The sequence below is a fragment of the Aeromonas sp. Y318-1 genome, from assembly GCF_027706125.1.
In the GTDB taxonomy this organism is placed as follows: domain Bacteria; phylum Pseudomonadota; class Gammaproteobacteria; order Enterobacterales; family Aeromonadaceae; genus Aeromonas; species Aeromonas hydrophila.
Map to the genome: position 1 here is coordinate 153,973 of NZ_JAPDCM010000002.1, position 18,575 is coordinate 172,547.

Here is an 18,575-nt window from a genome sequence, read left to right on the forward strand (position 1 = left end):
TAGCCATCCAAACGGCTAATTTAGCACACCATAACAGAGCCGTTTCGCTTCGCCAAGCAACAAAACCGGGCAAGCTTATTTATAAAAAATCACGGCCTTTGATATAAGGACTCAATGCGGCTGAGCACCATCGGCTACCCATTTCATTCCCTAGCAAGGAGCCCATCATGCTGACCACCACGAACACCGGCCTGCTGGTCGTCGATATTCAGGGCAAACTGGCCCGTCTGGTCGAGGGGAGCGACGCCCTGATCGCCAACACCGCCAGACTGGTGGCGGGGGCCAGACTGCTGGGCCTGCCGGTTGTCTGGCTGGAGCAGAACCCGGACAAGCTCGGGGCTACCGTGCCCGAGCTGCAGCTGATGCAGGCAGGCGATCTTGTGCTGCCCAAGCACAGCTTCGGCGCCCTGGGGGAACCGGCGCTGGCCGACGCCCTCGCCCGCCAGGGCGTCAGCCACTGGCTGGTGTGCGGCATCGAGGCCCATATTTGCGTCTACCAGACGGTACAGGGACTGCTGGACGCGGGCAGCCAGATATCGCTGGTGGTGGATGCGGTGTCGTCGCGCAGCGCCACCAACCGGGAGCTCGCCATCCACAAGCTGGCGGCCCACGGGGCCGAACTCACTTCGGTGGAGATGTGCCTCTACGAGCTGCTGGGCGATTGCCACCATCCGGCGTTTCGATCCATTCTGGCGTTGATCAAATAACCCTCCTGCCGGATGGCCTCTCCATCCGGTCATCCGACGTTTCGCACCATATTGCTGGCGCTGATCAAATAGCCTCCCCCTGCCGACCAGCGACTTCATCCCACACGGCGCCATTGGCGCCGTGTGGCTTGCCTGTATTCACCCTCACTCTGCTTTCGATCTCGGCGGCGCCCGCCAGCACGGTGATCCTCCCATTTCGCGCCACTCCGCTCGTCCCCTTCCGCACCGGCCTCCTCACCAAACGTTAACGAACAGTTACTAATAGGTTGATCTACAAAGATAAATATCAACACCAGCCAGCTGAGAAAAGTTCTCAATACACCACATAAAAGGATTCACAGGAACCCCCACATGGTCTGTAAAATATTTGTTGTGGGATTTTTTTGAGCCTTATCTCAGAATCAAAACGAGTGCTTTTTGACTCTGTTTTTCCCGTGTATAGATGCCAGTCGCACCCAGGACGGTGCGATATAAGATGGAGTTTATTAATGAGAAAAACATCGTTAGCGTTGGCAATCTCGGCCCTGCTCTCGGCCCTGCCCATCGCTTCAGTTCAGGCGAGTGAGAGTTGCACCCCATTGACCGGCAAGGAAGCCGGCCTCGATACCGGCCGCAGCAGCGCAGCGCGCTGCCTGCCCGGCATCAACCCGCTGCAGGATCAGCAGTGGCACCTGCTCAACAGCGGCCAGAATGCCTTCAGCTCCCGTGGTGGCGTGGCAGGCAACGACCTCAACCTCTGGTGGGCACACCGTACCGGCGTGCAGGGTCAGGGCATCAACGTGGCCGTGGTGGATGACGGCCTGGCCATCGCCCATCCGGACTTGGCCGACAATGTACGCCCCGGCTCGAAGAACGTTGTCACCGGCAGCAGCGACCCCACCCCGACCGATCCGGACAGTGCCCACGGCACCTCGGTCTCCGGCCTGATCGGGGCGGTCGACAATGGCATCGGCACCCTGGGGGTGGCTCCCCGCGTCCAGCTGCAGGGGTTCAACCTGCTGGATGAGCGCAGCAAGCAGCTGCAGAAAGACTGGATCTATGCGCTGGGCGGCAGCACCGCCACCGCCGACAACCGGGTCTTCAACCAGAGCTACGGCATGAGCCTGGTGGATCCGCAAAGCGCCAGCGGGCTGGATCAGGTTCAGCTCGATCGCCTGTTCGAGCAGCAGACCCAGCAGGCGCAGGGCGCGGCCTACATCAAGGCGGCAGGCAACGGCTTCAACCGCATCGCCGCGGGTGACTACATGTTCAGCCGCACCGGCGTCCTGCCCAAGCTGCCGTTCGAGAACAGCAACATAGACCCCTCCAACAGCAACTTCTGGAACCTGGTGGTGAGCGCCATCAACGCCGACGGAGTACGTTCCTCCTACTCCAGCGTCGGCAGCAACGTCTTCCTGAGCGCCCCCGGCGGGGAGTACGGTACCGATGCGCCGGCCATGGTGACCACGGATCTGCCCGGCTGTGACATGGGCTACAACCGCACCGACGATCCCAGCACCAACCGGCTGCACAACAACCCGCAGCTGGATGCCACCTGCGACTACAACGGCGTGATGAACGGCACCTCGTCGGCCACCCCCAACACCTCGGGCGCCATGGCGCTGCTGATGTCCGCCTACCCGGATCTGTCGGTGCGGGATCTGCGCGATCTGCTGGCCCGCAACGCCACCCGCATCGATGCCGGCCAGCAGCCGGTCCAGGTCAGCTATACCGCCGCCAACGGTCAACCCCGCCAGGTCACCGGCCTGGAAGGGTGGGAGCGCAACGCCGCCGGCCTCTGGTACAGCCCCACCTATGGCTTTGGTCTCATCGACGTGAACAAGGCCCTGACCGCCGCCGCCAACCACACCCCGCTGCCACCGCTGGTGCAGTTGCCGGCTCAGAAGGTCACGGTGCCGCGCAGTGAAGGGAGCATCGCGGATGTGGGCAGCAGTGCCACCCGCTCCAGCACCCAGGTGGCGCAAGCCTTGACCGTGGAAGCGGTCCAGGTCACGGTGAGCTTGGATCATCAGCGCCTGCCCGACCTGCTGATCGAGCTGGTCTCCCCGTCCGGCACTCGCAGCGTGCTGCTCAACCCCAACAACAGCCTGGTGGGGCAATCCCTCGACCGGCAGCAGCTGGGTTACGTGCGCACCAAGGGGCTGCGCGACATGCGCATGCTCTCCCACAAGTTCTATGGCGAAGCGGCCCAGGGCGAGTGGCGACTGGAGGTGACCGACGTCTCCAACAGCAGCCGCCAGCTGACGCTGGTTGACCTCAACACCAACCGCCGCAGCACCCTGACCGAGCGCAACAACAGCCAGCCGGGTCAACTGCTCAACTGGTCCCTGCGGGTGATCGGCCACGACGCCGCCCGCTCATGATCACAAGGAGTCACAAGATGAAACACAGCTTACTCGGCCTGGCCCTGGCCGGCCTCCTGACTTCGGCCGGCGTACACGCCGCCGATGAATCGGTGGTGATCGACGGCAAGCAGTACCGCACCATCGAGGTGAACGGTCAGACCTACCTCACCCCGGACAACGGCAGCAAGCAGCGGGTCGCCCGCAGCGCAGACGGCAAGGCGCCCCGGCAAACCCTGCGCAGCGGCGACGTGTTGCTGCAAGGGGTGGCCAGCCCACAGCTCACCGCCAGCGGCACCCTGCTGGTGGAAGCCGATGACAGCCAGGCCAGCGCGCTGGCCAGCCGTCACGGCCTGCGCTTCAAGCAGAGCAGCGGCGGCATCGCCCTGCTGGAAGCCAAGCCGGGCACCGATCTGAACGCCGTCGCCACGGCGCTCAAGCAGGAGGGTGTCAACGTGCAGATTGAACTCGCCGGGGCCCTCAAACAGCCCAAGTGAGCAGTCCCGGGCCATTGCCCGGGCATATCAGCTGATCTTCGAGGGGGCCGCCGGCCCCCTCGCGCGTTGCTCGCAGCCATCCTCATTGGCCATCAGGCCACCCGTTTCTCCAATCTCCCCCGCCCTTCTCCCCTCTTGTCACTTTCAGCCCTTGGTTTGGCACCGCCTTTCGATGCGACCTTGCTCACAACTCGGCCCCCTTGCTCCCGCCGGCACATTTCTCGCTCCCCCGGGGCAAGGCGGCCCTCGCCCGACTTGTTAACCTGCCTGCAGCCAAACGTCTGCCCACGGGCCCGTTTGGCCTTCCTTGCGATATCCAATGGCAGCCGCCAGCAGAGCGGTCCAGCCCGGGCGGATGCCTTGCGCCCGGTGTCGATATCTCCTTTTTATTTTTATTCAGACAGTTACGAGGACGTCTTCATGCCTATCACCACAAAATTGAAAGCGATTTCACTGGGTGTCAGCCTGGCGCTGGCCGGCCTGCTGGTCGGTTGCAACCAGAATGACTCGGATCCCCTGGTCAAGGACGATGCCTATTACCGCGGCCAGGCCGAGGCCATGGTGGCCAAGCTGACCCTCGGCGAGAAGCTGGACCTGCTCTCCGGCCCCGGTTACGGCAGTGCCAACGGCGCCATCAACGTCAAGCAGGATGTGCCTGGCGTGGCGGGTTACATCAACGGCGTGCTGCGCAGCGCGGACGGCATCGACATTCCGGCCCTCAAACTGGCGGACGGGCCGGCCGGGGTGCGGATCAACGCCAACCGCGACGGTGACAGCGCCAGCTACTACGCCACCGCCTGGCCCATCGGCTCGCTGCTCGCCTCCAGCTGGGACGTCAAGCTGGTCAAGGCCGTCGGCGAAGCCATGGGGGACGAGGTGCGCCAGTACGGGGTCGACATCCTGCTGGCCCCGGGCATGAACATCCAGCGCAACCCGCTCAATGGCCGCAACTTCGAGTACTACTCGGAAGATCCCCTGCTGACTGGCAAAATCGGCGCCGCCATGGTCAACGGGGTGGAGAGCAACGGGGTAGGCACCACCATCAAGCACTACTTCGGCAACAACTCCGAGACCAACCGCAACCAGATCAACGACATCGGCGAACCGAGAACCTTCCGCGAGATCTATCTGCGCGGCTTCCAGATAGCGGTGGACGAGGCCCAGCCCTGGGCGGTGATGACCTCCTACAACAAGGTCAACGGCACCTATGTCAACGAACGCAGGGATGCGGTGACCGACCTGCTGCGTGGCGAGTGGAAGTTCGACGGCCTGGTGATGTCCGACTGGTTTGCTGGCGACGTGGCCAACAACGCCTACAAGCAGGTGCTGGCGGGGCAGGATTTGATCGAGCCGGGCAACGTCAAGGAGCAGCTGCAGCAATCCATCGAGCACGGCGATCTCGACGAGGCCAAGGTGAACGAGGCTGCCATCCACATCCTGACCCAGGTGATGAAGAGCCCCTCCTACAGCCAGCTGGCCATCAGCAACAGCCCGGACCTGACCGCCCACGCCAAACTGGCCCGTCAGGCCGGAGCCGAGAGCATGGTGCTGCTGCGCAACGACGCCGCGGCCCTGCCGCTGGCGGCAAGCAGCACCCTGGCCAGTTTTGGCATCAACCAGATCAACACCTACAAGGGCGGCACCGGCAGCGGGGATGTGAACGCCGCCAGCACCACCACCATCGCGCAGGGACTGGCGGCACGCTTCCCGGTCAACGAGGCGTTGCAAAGCTACTACCGCGATTTTTACGAGAACAACAAGGTCTATCACGAGGGGCAATTTGGCGCCAAGGGCTACTACACCTGCGCCGAGGCGCCAATCAGCGGCGATCTGGCGGCCCTGATCGCCAATGCGGCCGCCACCCAGCAAGCCGCCGTCATCAGCATCGGCCGCCAGGCCGGGGAAGGGGCGGATCGCAGCAGCGGCAAGGGGGACTATCTGCTCGGTGATGACGAGCTCGCCCTCATCGATGCGGTGAGCAGCGCCTTCCACGCCAAGGGCAAGAAGGTGGTGGTGGTGCTCAACGTCAACGGCGTCATCGACACCGCCCAGTGGAGCGACACGGTGGATGGCATCCTGCTGGCCTACATGGCTGGCCAGGAGACCGGCCACGCGGTGGCGGACGTGCTCTCCGGCACGGTCAACCCGAGCGGCAAGCTGGCCCAGAGCTTCCCGCACAGCTACGCCAGCGTTCCCTCCGCCAGCACCTTCCCGGGTGAGGACACCGACGGGGACGGCGAACCGGACGATCTCTACTACAACGAGGGGATCTACGTGGGCTATCGCTACTACAGCACCTTCGAGCAGGCGGTCTCCTACCCGTTCGGCTTCGGCCTCTCCTACACCAGCTTCAGCTACACCAGCCCCGCCATCACCAGCAATCCCCTGGAGGGCGGCAGTGCCGGCAACCTGGTGCTGACCGCCACCATCACCAACACCGGCGCCGTGGCAGGCAAGGAGGCGGCCCAGGTCTATGTGACCGCCCCCGAGGTCAAGCTGAAGAAACCGCTTATCGAGCTCAAGGCCTTTGCCAAGACGGCGCAACTGGCACCGGGGGCCAGCGAACAGCTGAGTTTCACCATTCCGGCCAGCATCCTCGCCAGCTTCGATGAGACCAGCAACCAGTGGATCGTGGAGCCGGGTCGCTACAGCGCCTACATCAGCCCCTCGTCGGATGTCTCCGCCAGCACGCCGGTCAGCTTCACGGTGAGCAAGGAGATAGTGGTGAGCAACACCACGCCGGGGGCACTGGCACTGCCGGCCGGGGTGGATCCCGCCAGCGTCACCACCGTTACTCGCTAACAGAGGCAGGCAAGGCCGGGCTGGGAGCCCGGCCTTGCCCAGCAATGACCCGACCACGGGACCGGCCTTGCGCCGGTCCCGTTCTTATTGGCGGGCGTTGCGATAGGCCAGCGGCGTCATGCGGGTGTTGGCCTTGAAGAAGCGGTTGAAGGCACTCTGGGACGAGAAACCGACCCGATCGCTGATGTTCTGCAGCGGTTGATCCCCCTCACCCAGCAAGCGGCAGGCTTCGCTCACCCTCGCCTCCCTGAGCAGGGTGGAGAAGCTGCTCCCCTCTCCCTGCAATTTGCGATTGAGGGTCCAGCGGCTGACATTCATGGCCGCGCACACCTCCTTGAGCAGGCTCTCATCGCTCTCCAGCTCCCCTCCCCGGATCTTGTGGCGGATCCGCTCCTCCACCAGATAGGCAAAGGGGGCACGCTCGGCGATGTCGGCACAGATCTGTGCCAGCTGGGCCAGTTGCAGATGACCCAGCGGCTCGTTGTAGCTGTGGCTGGGGCAGTCGAGTTGGGCGTTGTCGATGGTCAGGGTGTTTTCCCCCTGCTCCCAGCGGCAACGGGTGGCGAAGAAGTGGTCCAGCAGTTGATGGTGCGGTGGCGGCCGCCCCGTGAAGCCCACCGAGACCCGGGGATCCGCCAGATAGACCCGCAAAATCCGGTAGAGCATGATGAAGTTGGGGATGGCTTGACTCGCCCCCAGGCTGGCAGGCCCCTGATTGACATACAGGTATTGGCTGGCCTGCGCCCCCCGTCGCACCCGCAGCTCGTCACAACTGCCGATGATGGGGCGATAGGCCAGCAGCACCTCGAGCGCCGCCCGCGGCGAGGGCTGGTTCAGGCACAGGCTGATGAGGGGTGGATAGTGCTGGTAGAGCTGGCCGATGTCGTAGGAGAGAATGGTTTCGTGAAAACTGGCCAGATAGGGCTGCATCAGTTGCAGCATCCGGTAGTGGCTGTGGGCCGGCAGCCGGCCCTGCTCCCGCTCGATGTCGAACGACGTGAGGCCCCCCGCCATCAGAATGGCATCGGGATCGCCCCCCTGCTGCTGGCAGGCTCCCAGCATTCGTCTGATCACCTGATTTGATACGCTCTGTGACATCTGCCGTCCTGGCCTCCGTGCTGACAGGAAACTGCTCGTGATCCCCCGGCCAGCCACTGACGGCGGGCCTGCCACCCCGTGCAGCGGGCTGGCGGGACCATTATGGGGCGGTTGCAAAGCGAGCAGATGTAACGGAGTGTAAAAGCACGCGCCAGCGCGCCATTTTGGGCACATCTGGCCGCCATATCGGACCAGTTGCGTCAGGTTCGGCCATGAAAAATGGCGCCCGTGGGCGCCATTTTGATGGGGGCTGTGCAACCGGCGTCAGCTCGCCTTGTGCTGCTCGGCCAGATAGAGCCAGGTGTCGACCACGGTATCCGGGTTGAGCGACACCGAGTCGATGCCCTGCTCGACCAGCCAGGCGGCGAAGTCCGGGTGATCGGATGGCCCCTGGCCGCAGATCCCCACGTACTTGCCCGCCTTGCGGGCGGCGGCAATGGCTATCGCCAGCAGCGCCTTGACCGCCTCGTTGCGCTCGTCGAACAGGTGGGCGATAAGCCCCGAGTCCCTATCAAGTCCAAGCGTGAGCTGGGTCATGTCGTTGGAGCCGATGGAGAAGCCGTCCACGTGCTCGAGGAACTTGTCTGCCAGGAGGGCGTTGCTCGGGATCTCGCACATCATGATCACCTTGAGCCCCCGCTCGCCACGGCGCAGACCGTTCTCTGCCAGGATGTCGATCACCTGCTCCGCCTCGCCTACGGTGCGCACGAAGGGGATCATCACCTCGACGTTGGTCAGCCCCATCACATCGCGCACCCGCTTGATCGCCTCGCACTCAAGGGCAAAACAGGGGCGGAAGCTGTCGGCGATGTAGCGCGACGCACCGCGGAAACCGATCATCGGGTTCTCTTCGTGAGGCTCGTAGCCACGGCCGCCCACCAGGTTGGCGTACTCGTTGGACTTGAAGTCCGACATCCGCACGATCACCCGCTCCGGCCAGAAGGCGGCAGCCAGGGTGGCGATGCCCTCGGTCAGCTTGGCAACGTAGAACTCGCGCGGGCTGTCGTAGCCGGCAATCATCTTGCCGATGGTGGCCTTGAGCTCGGGGCTCTGGCTGTCGAACTCCAGCAGCGCCTTGGGGTGCACCCCAATCATCCGGTTGATGATGAACTCGAGGCGGGCCAGTCCGACACCGGCGTTCGGCAGCTGGGCGAAGTCGAAGGCCCTGTCCGGGTTGCCGACGTTCATCATGATCTTGATGGGCAGGCGCGGCATGTTGCCCACCTCGGTCACCGCCACGTCGAAGTCGAGCTCGCCGTCGTAGATGAAGCCGGTATCCCCTTCCGCACAGGAGACGGTGATGAACTGGCCCGGTTCGATGCGCTTGGTGGCATCACCACAACCCACCACCGCCGGAATGCCCAGTTCGCGGGCGATGATGGCGGCGTGACAGGTGCGCCCGCCCCGGTTGGTGACGATGGCGGAGGCCCGCTTCATGATGGGCTCCCAGTCCGGATCGGTCATGTCGGTGACCAGCACGTCGCCGGGCTGCACTTCGTCCATCTGGCTGATGGAGGAGATTACCCGCGCCGGGCCCGCCCCGATCTTGTGGCCGATGGCGCGCCCCTCGATCAGCACCTTGCCTGCTTGCTTGAGGGCGAAGCGCTCGAGGGTGTTGGCCTCCTGGCGGCTGCGCACGGTTTCCGGACGCGCCTGCACGATGTAGAGCTTGCCATCCTGCCCGTCCTTGGCCCACTCGATGTCCATCGGACGGCCGTAGTGCTGCTCGATGATGAGGGCCTGCTTGGCCAGCTCCATCACCTCGGCATCCGTGATGCAGAAGCGGCTGCGCTCGGCCTCATGGGTGTCGACAATCTGCACCTGGCGGCCGTGGCTGGCATCGCCGGAATAGGTCATCTTGATGAGCTTGGAGCCGAGGGTCTTGCGCACCACCGCCGGGCGTCCTGTCTTGAGGGTCGGCTTGTGCACGTAGAACTCGTCGGGGTTGACCGCACCCTGCACCACCATCTCGCCAAGGCCCTGGGCGCCGGTGATGAACACCACGTCGTTGAAACCCGACTCGGTATCCAGGGTGAACATGACGCCGGAGGCGGCGAGATCCGAGCGCACCATGCGCTGGATCCCGGCCGACAGGGCGACACCCTTGTGGTCATAGCCCTGATGCACCCGATAGGAGATGGCGCGATCGTTGAACAGTGAAGCAAACACATGCTTGACGGCAATCATGACGGCGTCGATGCCACGCACGTTGAGGAAGGTCTCCTGCTGGCCGGCAAAGGAGGCATCCGGCATGTCCTCGGCAGTGGCGGAGGAGCGCACCGCAAAGGACGCGTCAAGCCCACCGCTGAGCTTGTCGTAGGCAACCCGGATCGCCTGTTCCAGTGCGCTCTGGAACGGGGCTTCGATCACCCAGTCACGGATCTGCTGGCCGGCCCGGTTGAGGGCGGCGATGTCGTCCACATCCAGGCTGTCGAGCAGATCATGGATCTTGCCGTTGAGGCCGCTTGACTCCAGAAACTCGTTAAACGCAAAGGCGGTGGTGGCAAACCCGCCCGGCACGGATACGCCGGCACCAGAGAGGTTGCTGATCATCTCGCCAAGGGATGCATTTTTGCCGCCAACTCGTTCTACATCCTGCATTCCGAGTTGCTCGTACCAGAGTACGTACTGTTGCACTTGCATGTCTCCAGGTTGGTGGGCACTGTGCCGCCATGGCACCTTGTGCGCCAGTTTATGTGCGTTATTGTCTGTTTCTACTGTTGCCAACGACCATGAAAACGTTTTCTACTTATTGTCAAAAAAATCCCCGAGCAAGATTTGGGGATGGTCGAATGACACAGACATTCTACAATGCCAACACAAAAAGGTAACGACTCAGGTTTGCAAGCCACTTCACAACTTGGGCACGGCAGACCGGTTGACAAAAACGATATGGTTTCGAGAGATACTTCTTGCTTGCCAGCTCGCCGACCCCCTCACAGGAGCCCCCAGTGCACACCGTATTTTATGTTTCAGACGGCACCGCCATCACCGCCGAAGTGTTCGGCCACGCCGTGTTGAGCCAGTTTCCGCTGGCCTTCGAGCAAATCACCATCCCCTTTGTCGAAACCCTGGAGAAGGCGCGCCAGGTACGGATGCGCATCGACGAGCAGTTCCGCCAGACCGGGGTCCGCCCTATTTTGTTCCACACCATCGTCGATCATCAGGTGCGCGAGGAGGTGCTCAAGGCCCAGGCCAGCAGCCACGACTTTCTCAACACCTTCGTCAGCCCGCTGGAACACGAGCTTGGGGTAAAGGCCGAGCCCAGGCTGCACCGCACCCACGGCATGGAGAACCGCAAGCTCTATGACGATCGCATCGAGGCAGTCAACTTCGCGCTGGCCAACGACGATGGCATCACCACCAAGGAGTATGAGGAGGCCGACATCATCCTGATCGGGGTCTCCCGCTGCGGCAAGACGCCGACCAGCCTCTATCTGGCGCTGCAGTTCGGCATTCGCGCTGCCAACTACCCCTTCATCGAGCAGGACATGGGAGTCCTGGATCTGCCGGCCGCCCTCAAGGCCAATCGCCACAAGTTGTTCGGTCTTACCATCGCCCCCCAGCGGCTGCACGAGATCCGCAACCAGCGCCGCGCCAACAGCCGCTACTCCTCGCTGGAGCAGTGCGAACAGGAGCTGGCCTGCGTCGAGCGGCTGTTTCGCCAGGAGGCGATCCGCTTCCTCGACACCAGCTCCCACTCGGTGGAGGAGATCAGCGCCAAGATCCTCGAGGCCACCGGCCTGCGCCGTCAGCTTTATTGAGAAGCCTGCCCGCCGGCAAGCTGACGACACGGCAAACGCCAATAAAAAAGCGCCGGATACAACCGTATCCGGCGCTTGTCGGCTGGACCTCAGCGGGGCTGGGAGCCCGGGCGGTTCAGCTCTCTGTTGTTCATCAGCATGGCATAGAAGTTGAGCACACCGTGACGCCGGCGTACCCGCTCGGTCAGCCAGAGGGCCGGCAGCAGGCCGATGGCACCGGCGATCAACAAGACCGTCCGCAAGTGCATCACCAGATAGTCATCACCCTGCACGGCCCACACCAGCAGACCCCCCACCGCCATGGTCAGCAGCAGGGGCGAAAGCCACACGGTGAGCCACAGCGCGACGGCCAGCAAACTGCCAATAATACGTTGCATGAAGTGCATCCTTGCTGCAAAAGAGGCTTCATAAAACAGGAATTTCCGACAGAGTCAACCAAACCGCGCCCAACTGCTCACAATGCAACCAATCACTTCCCTACCAGCTTCGCCGCTCCCTAAAAACCTGCCTTTCGCCGAAAAAACCAGCGAATGATGAGGAAAACAGGTGCATCCGCGATGGATTATCACTATTCTGCTTCCGTTGGTAGTCGCCATAAAAAACAGAAAGCGACTCACTGTAACGAAATAAATACGGATTTCGTCACGTTTCAGGCACGCTTTGCCGTGCACGGTCACATGGAGTGACCCGACGGACGAGATGACAGACGAATGACTTCAGAAGACGTAAGGAAGGAAGAATGGATCTTCAACAAAACGGCGAGGAGCTGAAACGCGGTTTGAAAAACCGCCATATCCAGCTCATCGCGCTGGGCGGCGCCATCGGCACCGGCCTGTTTCTCGGCATTGCCCAGACCATCAAGATGGCGGGCCCCTCCGTGCTGCTTGGCTATGCCATCGGTGGTTTTATCGCCTTCCTGATCATGCGCCAGCTGGGCGAGATGGTGGTGGAAGAGCCGGTAGCCGGCTCCTTCAGCCACTTCGCCTACAAATACTGGGGTGACTTCGCCGGCTTTGCCTCCGGCTGGAACTACTGGGTGCTCTACGTGCTGGTGAGCATGGCCGAGCTGACCGCAGTGGGCATTTATGTCCAGTACTGGTGGCCCGAGATCCCGACCTGGATGTCGGCGGCCTTCTTCTTCGTGCTGATCAACGCCATCAACCTCTCCAACGTCAAGGCGTTTGGCGAGATGGAGTTCTGGTTCGCCATCATCAAGGTGGTGGCCATCATCGGCATGATCGGCTTTGGCGGCTACCTGCTGGCCAGCGGCAATGGCGGCCCGGACGCCAGCGTCAGCAACCTGTGGGCCCAGGGCGGCTTCTTCACCAACGGCATCAGCGGTCTGGTGATGGCGATGGCGGTGATCATGTTCTCGTTCGGCGGGCTCGAGCTGGTCGGCATCACGGCTGCCGAAGCCGACAATCCCGAGAAGAGCATCCCCAAGGCCACCAATCAGGTGATCTACCGGATCCTCATCTTCTACATCGGCGCCCTGGCCGTGCTGATGTCCCTCTACCCCTGGGGCAAGGTGGTGGAAGGCGGCAGTCCCTTCGTCATGATCTTCCATGCACTGGACAGCAATCTGGTGGCCACCGTGCTCAACATGGTGGTACTGACCGCGGCCCTGTCGGTTTACAACAGCTGTGTCTACTGCAACAGCCGCATGCTGTTTGGTCTGGCCAAGCAGGGCAACGGCCCGCGCAGCCTGCTCAAGACCAACAAGAGCGGTGTGCCGGTGGTGGCCATCTCCGTCTCCGCCGCGGCAACCCTGCTGTGCGTACTCATCAACTACCTGATGCCGGGCAAGGCGTTCGAGCTGTTGATGGCGCTGGTGGTCTCCGCCCTGGTCATCAACTGGGCCATGATAAGCCTCGCGCACCTGAAGTTTCGCAAGAGCAAGCAAGCCGAAGGCGTGGTTCCCAAGTTCAAGGCGTTTTGGTACCCGTTCGGCAATTATCTCTGCCTCGCCTTCATGGCCGGCATCCTGGTCATCATGTACCTGACCCCGGGCATCCAGATCTCAGTACTGCTCATCCCTGTCTGGATCATCGTGCTGGCCATCGGCTATCAGTTCAAGCAGAAGCGCCAGGCTCGCGTCGCGGCCAACCTGGGCTGATGGCATCAGCCTCATCGCCCCTCAAAAGCCGGTCACTGACCGGCTTTTTTCTACCCGGATATGACCCCTGCAGGCTGGCATCGCCCGCCTCCCTTCTCCAGTCCACCATGACCCTGTGAGCACGAGCTCAGCCAGCAGCAATCGCCAGCCCTCTTTAACTAGCAAGCATCCTGCTCGTCTAAAAACAACAAGCCCGAGACAGAGTGCTCGGGCTTGATGCAGATAGGCAGGTAGAAAACTGCGGGATTATTCCAGCAGGAAGACGGCTTCCACGTTGTCCGTGATGGTGATCTGCTGCTGTTGGTAGCTGTTTTCCATCATGTCGGCGGCAGGTGCCATGGCGGCAGCCTTGAGGGCCCGGCTGTAGATCGGCATGGGGCTATTGTTGCGGTACTCGACGCTGTAAACCTTGCCGAGTTTCATGCCAAACGCCTTGGCCAGAGACTCAGCCTTGGTTTTGGCATCTTCAACCGCTCCGAGGCGCGCCTGCTCCTTGATGGTTTGCGGCGCTTTGAGCCCGTACTCAATCTGGGACACGGATTCCAGCCCGGCCTTGAGTGCGGTGTCCATCAGCTCGCTCAGCTTGTCGAGTTGATAGAGTTTGACCGCAAGCTGGCGCTGGGCACGGTAGCCCACCAGTTCCGGCTTCTTGTTCTGCGGATACTGGTATTCCGGAGAGATCACCAGATTGCCTGCCTCAACATCGCTGCGCTTGATGCCCAGCCCTTCCAGCTGGCCAAAGAAGGCGGCAACCTTGCCATCCACCTGCTGCTTGGCCTTGATGCCTTGTTTTTCCAGCGCCGTTACGGAGACATTCAGCGTCAGCATGTCAGGCTCGGCTTTTTGCTCGGCATAACCGCTCACCACCAGATGGGGAGCTTGCGGCACTTCAAGGGCAAACAGGGGTGCACTGATAACCAGGGCTGACAGGGTAAGCAGGGGACGCCACATAAAAAAAGACCTCAATCTATTGGAGTGAGGTCATTATGCCCGTCGTCGAATGGGATTCATATATCGTGCAACGGCGGGATCTGATCCAGTACCTGATTGGTCATATCGATATTGATGCTGATCTCGCCACCCGGCAGCCCCTGATGAGCAGCAGCCAGTGGCGTGGCGCTGCGGGAACCCAGCAGCACATCATCATCAAAATGGAAGGAGTCCCACGACAGAACATGTCCGGCCAGCGGAGCTACCGGCTCCGTCATCGTGGTGGTCACCAGAGGGGCACAGTCGATGTTGTCAGAGTGGCCGAGCAGATCCTGCAGGCAGACATCGCTCAAACTCTGCAACGTATACTCCTGCTGCCCCTGTTCATGACCGACCAGCACCATCATATGGGGTGGCGCTGCATCGACGGCTGGCGTGAATGAGATCGTGGCCGCCGCAAAGTCCACATTCAGTGAACCAGCAACCTCGCCATCATCGCTCTCCAGATCCAGCGCATCAATCCGATCACCCGCCATCGTGGCATGATAGCCAAACTGGCCGGTACAGGTAATGCTGCCCTGCCCGTCCCAGCTATAGCGAATGCCATCGATATCAACCCAGTTAAATGACTGCATGGTGACCCTCTCCTGTACTGCCGCTATCTTAGCCGCCCCCTCAGTCAAAAAACAGGGGCCAGGTATTACCCGGCCCCCTTGGCTGGTTACGGATCAACCTTGAGGTTGCCGTCATCCAGCAGTTGCTTGATGATGTCGTGGTTGGTCGTCAGCCCACCGTTGTGCTCCAGATCCAGGCTGCCCTGGAACTGTACCGTCAGTTGTGAACCACCACTGGTAAGCCCATTTGTATCAATGGTCAGCTTGTTGGTTGCAGTATCAAACTTCAAGTAGTTGTCCAGCGCCGTCGCCAGATCGTTGTTGTTAGCTGCCGAGGGAACACCAACCAGCAGATCCGACAGATCCAGTACATCGCCACCGCTGGTCGGATTACCCAACGTAAAGTCGGTAATCTTGTCGGTACTGCCATCCGCATCGCCAGCAAGCCACTTGAAGGTATCGCTACCGGCACCACCCGTCATGGTATCGCCACCCAAACCACCGATCAGAATGTCATTGCCCAGTCCACCAATCAGCGTATCGTCACCAGCCAAACCAAAGAGCGTGTCGTTCCCTTCACCACCCTGAATCACATCCGCCAACGCCGACCCGGTTAAGGTGGAGCCAGCTTCAATGGTTACATGCAGATTGGTGGTGGAAGTTGCATCGTTATCAGCATCCTTAACCCCGACCTGGAAGTCCAACTCGGCATCCAGTGTGGTATTTTCCGAAGTGATCAAACCGATATCAGAGACCTTAACAACATCGCTGTCGGTCTGGTTACTGAAGTCTGTGGTCGTATATGAACCACCCGAATCACCGAGGGCCGCATTGAAATTCAGCGCAGTGGTGGTGGTAATACCCTCGACACTGGTCAGGATCTGCGCACCGTAGATTTGCCAGTTCTCACCTACTCCGTTGTAGTCATTGTGCTCGATAACAATAGCTCCATCGTTGTTATCCAGAGTAATGCCGTAAGCCAACAGAGCGGCCAACGTTGCTGCACTACTGCTTGATTTAGCGATATCACTGTTGCTGATCACCAGAGCCCGTGTGGTGGTTATGCCACCGGTGCCGATCAGTTTCAGCACCACCACCAAATCTTCACTATTGATACCGTCGAACTTCAGGAATATACCTTCCGCTCTGCCATCGGGGTTGGCAACGACTGTACCGGTCGGATTGGTAGTGTGGAATGTTAAATCCAGCACCTCACCCTTACCAATTGTATCGCCGCCCACACCGTTCGCCGAGTTCGAGACGCTGACCCAAGAAGATGCCTGAGTAAACAACTCGCCATTAGCAAATACATTGGTATTAGCACCACCGGTTTGCAGATTGTTGGCTCCCGTACCCCCACCGGGCTCTGCCGCCCCCCTGAACTGGACATAAAAATCATTGTCCAGCCTGGCCACGGACACATCCGGCTGCGAGCTATCCGGCACACTGCCACCAGATGCATAGCCCGTGATACTTAACGAGGCACTGGTTTTGAGAACACTGAAGCCTTCGATCGGTTCATCCAGCGATAAAGTGTAAGTACCATTGATCTTGTCGAAGGTCAGGGTACCGGTTGCCTCCTGCGTGATTCCTGGACTGGCCGGATTCGGCGCGTAATTGAACTCAATATCAAAGGTGGCCGAACTAGCGCTCTCCGACACCCAGGTGACCAATTGCGAAGTGATGGCCCTGCCACCAACGGTTCCCGTCAGGCCGATGGTATTGAAATCCGAGTCAGATGACGAGAACGGCCCTGTGCCGCGGCTATCCGCACCAGTGCTGTAATCGAAAACACCTGTGCCACCGCCCGGGTTGCTGCTGTTGGAGTACACCAAGTTGGTGCTGGCCTGGATAGTCGGTACATCATCTTCTACCTGAATTAGCAGATCACCAGCCAGCGGCAGCGGGTTGACCCCATCTGAAGCGCGAATGGCCCCAGTCAGATTCAGCGTCAGAAGCTCGTTGTCATCACCATTAGCATTCGGATGATCTAGCGGCCCAAGCAGGGTGAAGGTGTAAGAGCCATTGCTCTGCACCACCAAGGTGAAGACTGTTGCCGCACCAGCCATCGCTGTCAGGGTATTCCCAGAGAAGCCGTAAGTCACCGTCACTCCGTCCGAGGTCAGGGATGGCATGACATTTGGTGTGGAATCCAGACTGAACAGGCCGCTATTCGTACCAACCAATAGTTCAACCAAGCTTCCTGATACGGTCGTCGTCTGGGCATCTCCATCGGTGATACCGCCAGTCAGCTCGTCCTCGTCCACCTTACCGATAACCGGGGCAGCATCTTCGATGTTGATCGTCAGAGTAGCGCTCGCTTGATCTCCATCCTTGTCAACGATCACATACTCGAAGCTTTCGCTGGTATCCGCAGCAACGCTTTGTGGCGAGGTGTAACCCCAGATGCCCGTGGCGAAATTAAAACTCAGCTTGCCACCCAGTGCCGTCGTAATGTTAGTTAGCTGCTGATCTCCATCCAAGACTCCATCCCAGAAATAAGTCGTGCCATCGATCTTGATGGACATGATCCGCCCCGGGCCATCAGCTCCGTATGAATCATCATCACCACCACCTACTGCGTTGTTGTTGCCAAGCAGAACGTTACCGCTGACAAAGTTGCCCGAGATCTGACCAAGCAATGTATTAATCAGGCCACTAAAGTCAGTTACCAGAATCGGGGTTCCACTGCCATCAACATCGACATCCTGTAAACGGGTGGTGTTAATACCATCTCCTACACCAATAGCGGTGACGTTGATGGCATTACTATCGACAAAGGTGTTCCAAGCCGTTGCCGTCGCGTTGCTCAGCGAGTTACCGCCTGTACCTGTTTGCTCATTAGGGTTGCCATCACTGATAAAGAAAACCTGGTTGCTCCAACCCTCTATTGGGGCATAAGACACCATGGTTTGCTGGATAGCATCGGTAAAGTCGGTATCGCCGTTAAACGGTCTATTGGCGATGATTCCATCTACTAAAGCATTGAACGCAGCGAGTGATGTCACCGGAGCATATGCCAGTGAGTCCGAAGAAAACGCCACTATGGTGATTTTCACATCGCCATCGGTACCGTTGAACAGTGCCTGCCCTGCAGCCTTCACAGCGTTCATCATGGTAGTGAACTCGCTGTTGCTGATACTACCGCTGGAATCCAACACAAAGGCAACATTGAAGTCCTTGCCACTGGACTCAGCAACAATGGCGGTGTCGTTCTTCGCCACCGGCGAATCATCATCGACGTTGATAGCCAACGTGCCACTCGCGGTATCGCCATCGCCATCAATTACTTGATAGTTCAAGGTAAACGCCTGGTTGTTCTCCTGATCAGCGTTCGCATGCTGAATAGGCGCATTCTGCGTCACGCTATACGCCCCAGTAGCCGAGTTCAGGGTTACTGTCAGCACTGTGATCGCACCCTGTTTGACCAACAGGGCGCCAGAGGGGTTAGTTTCATAAGTAAACCCAGCCGGTGCCCCCGTGGTCAGCCATTGCATGCTGCCTGCACCATCAGCCCCGAAGTTATGAGCGAGGATACCGTTAGTGTTTACCGCATTGTCATCGTCATTCGGACCACCCGGAATACCGTTGGCCAAGGCGTCGTCATCGAGTTGCACAGTTAGATTACTGGTCACGCTCGGACCGTCATCATCGAACGTTACGTTCCCGCCCAAATCCAGTGTCTTGCTGTCCGTCGCTGTGTCA

The 18,575-nt window shown here is 60.3% G+C and carries 12 protein-coding genes; 6 read left to right on the forward strand and 6 right to left on the reverse strand.

Features of this window, described 5'->3' with window-relative positions; genetic code table 11:
* Positions 1–167 precede the first annotated feature (167 nt).
* The 4 genes from OKB87_RS03285 (at position 168) to OKB87_RS03300 (ending at position 6,348) form a co-directional block, all read left to right on the forward strand.
* Positions 168–707, forward strand: coding sequence for an isochorismatase family protein (locus tag OKB87_RS03285; protein ID WP_270826449.1), 540 nt, complete (start codon positions 168–170; stop codon positions 705–707).
* A 488-nt stretch (positions 708–1,195) separates the two neighbouring features.
* Entirely contained in the window at positions 1,196–3,070 is a 1,875-nt protein-coding gene (asp, locus tag OKB87_RS03290) for a serine protease Asp (protein ID WP_270826450.1), read from the forward strand.
* A 17-nt stretch (positions 3,071–3,087) separates the two neighbouring features.
* A complete protein-coding gene (locus tag OKB87_RS03295) occupies positions 3,088–3,546 on the forward strand; it encodes a serine protease chaperone (RefSeq protein ID WP_270826452.1) in 459 nt (152 codons plus the stop codon).
* A gap of 420 nt (positions 3,547–3,966) precedes the next feature.
* Positions 3,967–6,348 carry a beta-glucosidase gene (locus OKB87_RS03300; protein ID WP_270826454.1) on the forward strand — a complete coding sequence of 794 codons (2,382 nt, stop codon included), beginning with the start codon at positions 3,967–3,969 and terminating at the stop codon, positions 6,346–6,348.
* An 84-nt stretch (positions 6,349–6,432) separates the two neighbouring features.
* Here OKB87_RS03300 and OKB87_RS03305 read toward each other — a convergent pair whose 3' ends face one another.
* Both OKB87_RS03305 and ppsA read right to left on the reverse strand, forming a co-directional pair.
* Entirely contained in the window at positions 6,433–7,410 is a 978-nt protein-coding gene (locus OKB87_RS03305) for an AraC family transcriptional regulator (protein ID WP_270826622.1), read from the reverse strand.
* Positions 7,411–7,710: 300 nt separating this feature from the next.
* Entirely contained in the window at positions 7,711–10,089 is a 2,379-nt protein-coding gene (gene ppsA / locus OKB87_RS03310; protein WP_270826455.1) for a phosphoenolpyruvate synthase, read from the reverse strand.
* 308 nt (positions 10,090–10,397) lie between these two features.
* On the opposite strand from ppsA, the gene ppsR reads away from it, so the two are divergent.
* The gene (gene ppsR, locus OKB87_RS03315) at positions 10,398–11,210 is read left to right on the forward strand and encodes a posphoenolpyruvate synthetase regulatory kinase/phosphorylase PpsR (RefSeq protein WP_005302533.1); all 813 of its coding nucleotides are present in this window, start codon (positions 10,398–10,400) and stop codon (positions 11,208–11,210) included.
* Positions 11,211–11,299: 89 nt separating this feature from the next.
* On the opposite strand, the gene OKB87_RS03320 is transcribed toward ppsR, so the two are convergent.
* Complete coding sequence (locus tag OKB87_RS03320; protein ID WP_270826456.1) at positions 11,300–11,587, reverse strand: hypothetical protein; 288 nt, start codon at positions 11,585–11,587, stop codon at positions 11,300–11,302.
* 362 nt (positions 11,588–11,949) lie between these two features.
* Here OKB87_RS03320 and OKB87_RS03325 point away from each other — a divergent pair, with 362 nt between their 5' ends.
* Positions 11,950–13,326 (forward strand): amino acid permease, encoded by a 1,377-nt coding sequence (locus tag OKB87_RS03325; RefSeq protein ID WP_270826458.1) that lies wholly within the window; start codon positions 11,950–11,952, stop codon positions 13,324–13,326.
* Positions 13,327–13,572: 246 nt separating this feature from the next.
* Here OKB87_RS03325 and OKB87_RS03330 read toward each other — a convergent pair whose 3' ends face one another.
* From OKB87_RS03330 to OKB87_RS03340, 3 genes are all read right to left on the reverse strand, one after another.
* Positions 13,573–14,277: an SIMPL domain-containing protein gene (locus OKB87_RS03330; RefSeq protein WP_029300114.1), complete on the reverse strand. Its 705-nt coding sequence runs from the start codon at positions 14,275–14,277 to the stop codon at positions 13,573–13,575.
* A gap of 56 nt (positions 14,278–14,333) precedes the next feature.
* Entirely contained in the window at positions 14,334–14,891 is a 558-nt protein-coding gene (locus OKB87_RS03335; protein WP_039213295.1) for a hypothetical protein, read from the reverse strand.
* Between the two features lie 86 nt (positions 14,892–14,977).
* The gene (locus tag OKB87_RS03340; RefSeq protein WP_442866073.1) at positions 14,978–18,487 is read right to left on the reverse strand and encodes a T1SS-143 repeat domain-containing protein; all 3,510 of its coding nucleotides are present in this window, start codon (positions 18,485–18,487) and stop codon (positions 14,978–14,980) included.
* Positions 18,488–18,575 lie beyond the last annotated feature (88 nt).